This window comes from Rosettibacter primus, assembly GCF_036860675.1.
GTDB classification, from domain to species: Bacteria; Bacteroidota; Ignavibacteria; order Ignavibacteriales; family Melioribacteraceae; genus Rosettibacter; species Rosettibacter primus.
This window is the reverse complement of record NZ_JAYKGK010000015.1, coordinates 39424-45542: the sequence shown is the minus strand read 5'-3', so window position 1 is coordinate 45542 and position 6119 is coordinate 39424. Positions and strand designations below refer to the sequence as shown.

At 30.0% G+C, this 6119-nt stretch carries 6 protein-coding genes; 5 read left to right on the top strand and 1 reads right to left on the bottom strand.

All coding sequences use genetic code 11. The features are described 5' to 3' along the window. Nucleotides 1–61: 61 nt before the first annotated feature. Nucleotides 62–535, bottom strand: coding sequence for an aminoacyl-tRNA deacylase (locus VJY32_RS13765; RefSeq protein ID WP_353678511.1), 474 nt, complete (start codon nt 533–535; stop codon nt 62–64). A 238-nt stretch (nt 536–773) separates the two neighbouring features. Between VJY32_RS13765 and VJY32_RS13760 the strand changes: the two genes are divergently transcribed. The 5 genes from VJY32_RS13760 to VJY32_RS13740 are packed head-to-tail and all read left to right on the top strand — an operon-like array spanning nt 774 to nt 6012. Next, nucleotides 774–1694 (top strand): N-acetylglucosamine kinase, encoded by a 921-nt coding sequence (locus tag VJY32_RS13760; protein ID WP_353678510.1) that lies wholly within the window; start codon nt 774–776, stop codon nt 1692–1694. Beyond that, the gene (locus VJY32_RS13755; protein WP_353678509.1) at nt 1691–3490 is read left to right on the top strand and encodes an MFS transporter; all 1800 of its coding nucleotides are present in this window, start codon (nt 1691–1693) and stop codon (nt 3488–3490) included. Before VJY32_RS13760 ends, VJY32_RS13755 begins: the two co-directional genes overlap by 4 nt. Nucleotides 3491–3543: 53 nt before the next feature. After that, entirely contained in the window at nt 3544–4467 is a 924-nt protein-coding gene (locus VJY32_RS13750) for an ABC transporter ATP-binding protein (protein ID WP_353678508.1), read from the top strand. Continuing rightward, nucleotides 4464–5300, top strand: coding sequence for an ABC transporter permease (locus VJY32_RS13745; protein WP_353678507.1), 837 nt, complete (start codon nt 4464–4466; stop codon nt 5298–5300). Before VJY32_RS13750 ends, VJY32_RS13745 begins: the two co-directional genes overlap by 4 nt. A gap of 7 nt (nt 5301–5307) precedes the next feature. Further along, nucleotides 5308–6012 carry a hypothetical protein gene (locus VJY32_RS13740; RefSeq protein WP_353678506.1) on the top strand — a complete coding sequence of 235 codons (705 nt, stop codon included), beginning with the start codon at nt 5308–5310 and terminating at the stop codon, nt 6010–6012. The last annotated feature ends 107 nt before the right edge of the window (nt 6013–6119 follow it).

The window sequence follows — 6119 nt, the reverse complement described above, 5'->3', positions numbered from 1 at the left end:
CACATTATAGAAAAAATCTACTTTTTAATGTCCTATATCGGATTTTAGATTATTAGTTAAATTATAGTTTTGAAATATGAGAAAATTTCATTTTCTTTGGTTTTACAAGTCTTTCAAAATCTTCGTAAGACATTTGAATAAGTTCAACATGAGTCCCTGCATTAAATGCAATTTCTTTGTCTTCGGATAAAGTTTCGTCAACATAAACTTCCATATTATAAAGATTTCCGAAAGGCGGCATAGCACCCACTTCACATTCAGGAAACTTATCAAGGAATTCCTGCTCGTTTGCAAGCCGAACATTTTCTTGGCCTAATGCATTTTTGAGTAAATCAAAATCAACTTTATGAGTAGCAGGAAGAACAAGCATTGCCATTTTGCCGTTGATTTTAATTAATACTGTCTTTGCCAGATTCTTCCCTTTAATATGAGCCGAAGCAGCAATTTCCTGAGAAGTATAGGCAAGTGAATGTCGGATTGTTACATATTTTACATTATTTTGATCCAGAAACTCTTTTAATTTTTTTGAAGGCATTGTCCCTCCATAATTATTTATTAACTAATCCTGCAGCAAAAACAATTTCAATCATAAATAGAAAGCAACATTCTCACATTTTCTTAAGAGAATTAATATTCAAATGAGGCGAATGAAAATTAGCAACAATAATCAACGAATTCAATTATAATCTTATGTTTACAAAATTTTTATCTGTCAATTTTTTATTCTTTTTAATTTTTCCATATCTTAGCGCTTAAATATTTCTACTTAATCAATGGACTACTTCTTAGGGATAGACGGCGGCGGAACAAAAACTAAATGTGCATGCATCAATAGTAATCTTGAAGTAATATTTGAACTTGAGGGGGGTCCTTCTAACCCGTTGATTGTTGGTTATGAAAATTCTGCTTCTTATTTAATCAATTTAATCGAGAAGGTTATTAAGAAACATAAAATTTTACATTGCACATTGGGAATTTCAGGCTGCGGTAGAAAGGAAAATTCAGAAAATTTAAGAAAAGCAATGATTAAAAAATCAAAAGAGAAAAAAATCAAACTTCCTAATTTCAATATAATTAGCGATATAGAAATTGCACATGAAGGTGCATTTAACGGAAATGAAGGAACTATTTTAATTATAGGAACAGGTTCAATATTATTTTCAAAAAATAAAAATGGAGAAATATTTATTGCCGGAGGCTATGGCAGATTAATTGGTGACGAAGGAAGCGGATATTCAATTGGGAAAAAAGGATTGCAAGCAGTTACAAAATGTTTTGATGGAAGAATTAGCAATACAATTTTGACTGATATTCTAAAGAAAAAATTTTCCATTAAATGCCGCGACGAACTTATAAAAAATATTTACAACAATAAATTAGAAATACAAAACTTTGCTCCTTATGTAATTCTAGCTGCAGAAAAAAAAGACAGAATTGCACAATCAATCCTAGAAGAAGAATCAGACGAAATCATACTTCTTATCAAATCTGCAACAAAATTTTTAGGAGAAAATTTTAAGCTCTGCTTAATTGGAAATTTAATATCTGACAATAATTTTTATTCAAAATCAATTAAAGGAAAGATTAAAAAGAAATTCAAAAGAATAAAAATTATTAAACCGAAATATCCACCTGAAATTGGAGCTGCATTATTAGCTAAAAAACTGATTCATCAAAAACAGATTGAAAAATGATTATTAAAAAATCTTACAACAAAAAAATTGCAAAAACTAAAAATCCATGGTTCTGGGTCCCAACTTTGTATTTTTCAGAAGGACTTCCGTATGTAATTGTAATTACTGTTTCTGTTATAATGTATAAAAGACTTGGCATTTCAAATGCAGATATTGCTCTTTATACAAGCTGGCTTTATCTTCCCTGGGTTATCAAACCTTTATGGAGTCCATTTGTTGATATATTCAAAACAAAACGGTTCTGGATACTTTCTATGCAGCTCTTGATTGGAGCAGGATTAGCAGGAGTTGCCTTTACAATCCCGGTCCCTGATTTTTTTCAATTCACTTTAGCATTTTTCTGGTTAATAGCATTTAGTTCTGCTACACATGATATATCTGCAGACGGATTTTATATGCTGTCGCTTTCTGAAAATCAGCAATCTTTCTTTGTTGGAATTAGAAGCACTTTTTATCGAATTGCAATGATTGCAGGTCAAGGATTACTTGTTATTGTTGCAGGATACTTAGAATCAACTTTATCAGTTACACCTGCAGAAGTAAAATTAATTGTCTCTCCAGAAAAATTTTTCGAAAACACAATCCAAATTGATTCATCAAAAGTCTTGCCTGTTGAAGGTAAATTGAAAATTATTGCCAGACCTTCAATTCTCGAAATAAGCACACATCCTCAAACAAAAGAAACAGTTAATTTCTTTGTAAACTTTGCACAAAAGTTTAACATTATAAATGGATTCACTCAAGAAAGATTATCTATTCCCGATACAACAAATTCTCATGAATTAGTTGGAAATATTGGATTAATTTCTTTTCATCTTTCAAAGAAGCCGGATAAAGATAAGAATTATAAAATTACTCTTGACTTTGCCAATGGTTCTTCCGGTTTTTCTATTTTAACAGGCAGGTCAATCACTTTCAACTCAACCAACTGGAATAAATTAGCGTATGCGGTTGTTCAAATTGACCCTTTAGTTCAAAAAAAATCTGAAGCAATCTTAAAAATTCAATCAGAAAAAATTCCTATTGCATGGATTATTCCTTTTGCTTTTGTTGCAATACTTTATTTTGTATTCTTCATCTATCACAACTTTGTATTGCCTCATCCTGCAACCGATAAATCAATACTTCAAGAAAGAAGGTCATCTGTTATAAAAGAATTTTTCAGAGCATTCTTTAGATTTTTTGAAAAAGAAAATATTCTTCTGATAATCGGCTTTTTGTTGCTATACAGACTTGGTGAAGCTCAATTAGTTAAATTGGTTTCACCATTCATGCTCGATTCACGTGATACTGGAGGTCTTGGTCTATCTACTTCTGAAGTTGGATTTATTTATGGAACTATCGGAATTGTTGCATTAATTATCGGCGGAATTATTGGTGGATTTTTAATTTCTAAAAAGGGATTAAAATCAATGTTAATTCCAATGCTTATTGCATTAAATGTTCCTGATTTGTTGTATGTCTTCCTTGCATATATACAACCAACAAATTTACTTATTATAAATGCATGTGTTGCCGTTGAGCAATTTGGATACGGTCTTGGTTTTACTGCTTACATGATGTATATGATTTATATCTCAGAAGGCGAATACAAAACCTCCCATTACGCAATTGCTACAGGATTTATGGCATTAGGTATGATGCTACCTGGAATGTTCAGCGGCATGATTCAAGAAGCAATTGGATACAAATACTTTTTTATTTGGGTTTGTATTGCAACTATACCTTCATTCATCTTAGCTAAATATATTTCTATTGATTCATCTTTTGGAAAAAGAAATAATCAATCTAATTAAAACATACAACAAAAGAATTCGTCTTATGTTTATAAATTTTTGGAGACTACTAATTGCAAAGTGAAAAAGTAATTGAAGTTCATGGATTAACTAAAAAATTCGGGAATTTAATTGCGGTTGATAATCTTGACCTTAATGTTTTTCATGGTGATGTTTTTGGATTCTTAGGACCAAATGGAGCAGGAAAAAGTACAACTATAAGAATGCTTCTTTCACTTATCAAACCTACATCTGGCACAATTAAAATTTTTGGAATGCCACTTAATTCTAATCGCAGAGAAATTCTTCAAAAAGTTGGTGCAATTGCAGAAAAACCTGATTTTTATCTTTATCTATCAGCTTATAAAAATCTTGAAATACTTGGAAAAATTAGTGGAGCTGATATTTCTAAGAAAAAAATTATGGAGATGCTCGATTTAGTTGGTCTATCATCTCGATACAAAAGTAAAGTAAAAACATTTTCTCATGGGATGAAACAAAGACTTGGAATTGCACAGGCACTTTTACATGACCCTGAATTAATAATTCTTGATGAGCCTACAACAGGCTTAGACCCTCAAGGCATGAAAGAAATTCGAGACTTAATTGTTTATTTGAGTAAATCTAAAGGCAAAACAATTTTTCTTTCTTCTCATATTTTAAGAGAAGTTGAACTCATTGCTACACGAATGATTATAATTAATAAAGGGAAAGCATTAGTCGAAGGCAACGTTGAAGATTTACTAAACTCGAGTAAAGTTAATGTAACTTTTGAAGTGGATGATATTGAAAAAGCTCTAAATGTAATAAATCTTACCGCATGGAAAGATAATATTAAATCAAAAGAAAAGAATTTAATAACATTAGAAATGAACAATAAAGAAATTGCAGCTCTTAATAAATATCTTGTCGAAAATTCTATTAATGTAAGTGCAGTAATTCCAATTCGCTCCCTCGAAGATTATTTCTTGAAAATTACGGAAGGAAGCGAAAAATGAAAACTTTAATTTATATCGAACTTTTGAAAATATTTAAGAAGTGGAGAACATACATTGGATTTATTGCAATCGGTGTTTTAATTCCTATCATACAACTTGCACTTTATTTTACTGGTAATGATTATCTAAAAGTTATAACTCGCAATCTTCAAGATTCGTTTTTAATGGTTGGGAATCTTTTCAACGGTTATCTTATTGCAAATTTAGTTCTCTCTTCATTATTTATTCATATACCATTTTTAATTGTTCTTGTAGGCGGAGATATTTTAGCCGGCGAAGCTACCGCTGGGACTTATAGAATTCTGCTTACACGTCCCGTTTCTCGTTTTCAAATTGTAAGTGCAAAATATATTGCAGGAATAGTCTATGTTATTTCATTAATTGCATGGCTTGCGTTCTTAAGCTTAGGTGTCAGCGTTTTAATTTTTGGGACAGGCGAATTAATTTCTTTCAGAGGTGAAATTATAATTTTTGCATCAGATGATGTTCTCTGGAGATTTGCTTATGCTTATTCTTTCGCTATTTTAAGTATGATTACTGTCTTTTCTCTTTCATTCTTTTTTTCATCTTTAGTTGAAAATGCAATAGGACCAATTGTAGCAGCAATGGCAGTAATTATTGTTTTATTTGTTTTGTCTGCTCTACCAGTTGATTTTCTTAATGAAATTCAGCCATATTTTTTCACAACACATATGTCGCAATGGGAAGTATTTTTTCATTATCAAGTAGATTATAATGAAATTTTTAATTCTGCACTAATCTTAGGAATTTACTCTGCCATTTTATTTTTATTAACTTCTTACATTTTTATTAAGAAAGATATATTAAGCTGAGGATTTAATGAGAAACATAATTATTATTTTGCTTTTCGTTTTGTCGTTAAATTATGGACAGCAAAAAGACCCATTAATGATATTAAATGCTGTCAAAGAAAAATTTGAATTGATTCGCGATTATGAAGTAGATGCAGAAATAAAATTTGATATTACTTCTGTAAAAATGCCCGAATCTAAAATTAAAATCTTTTTTAAGCAGCCGAATAAATTCAAAATTCAATCCGAAAGTTTTGTAATGCTGCCAAAGCATGGATTAAATTTTTTTCCTTCTCTATTAATAAAAGATGATTTTGCTGCACTTTATGTTCGCTCCGAACTTCTAAACAATAAAAAGTGTGATGTTGTAAAAATTATTCCTAATTCCGATACTACTGATATAATCTTATCTACATTATGGATTGATACGAATGAAAAAGTTATTAGAAAAATTGAGACTGTAACAAAAAAATCCGGGACTATCAGAATAGAATTAACATATGATGAAAAAGCAAGTATAGTTCTGCCATCAAAAGTAAAGTTTAATTTTGGAGAAATAAATTCTCGGGCAACTAATATTCCTGAACAACAAAAAGAAAATGGTAACTTTAAACGAAAATTAAGACAACCAATTAGTGGAGTTGTGACAATAATTTATTCAAACTATAAAATAAATAAAGGTTTATCTGACAGCATTTTCAATCAAACTGAAATAAAAAGAAATCAGCAATAATTTTTGTCCCTTCGGAATTTTTTCAATGACTCTAAAAATTTTTAATAAACGACTTATTAACTCAAAGAGGTGAAATAAAAATATTTACCAAATTCATTTTATTGACT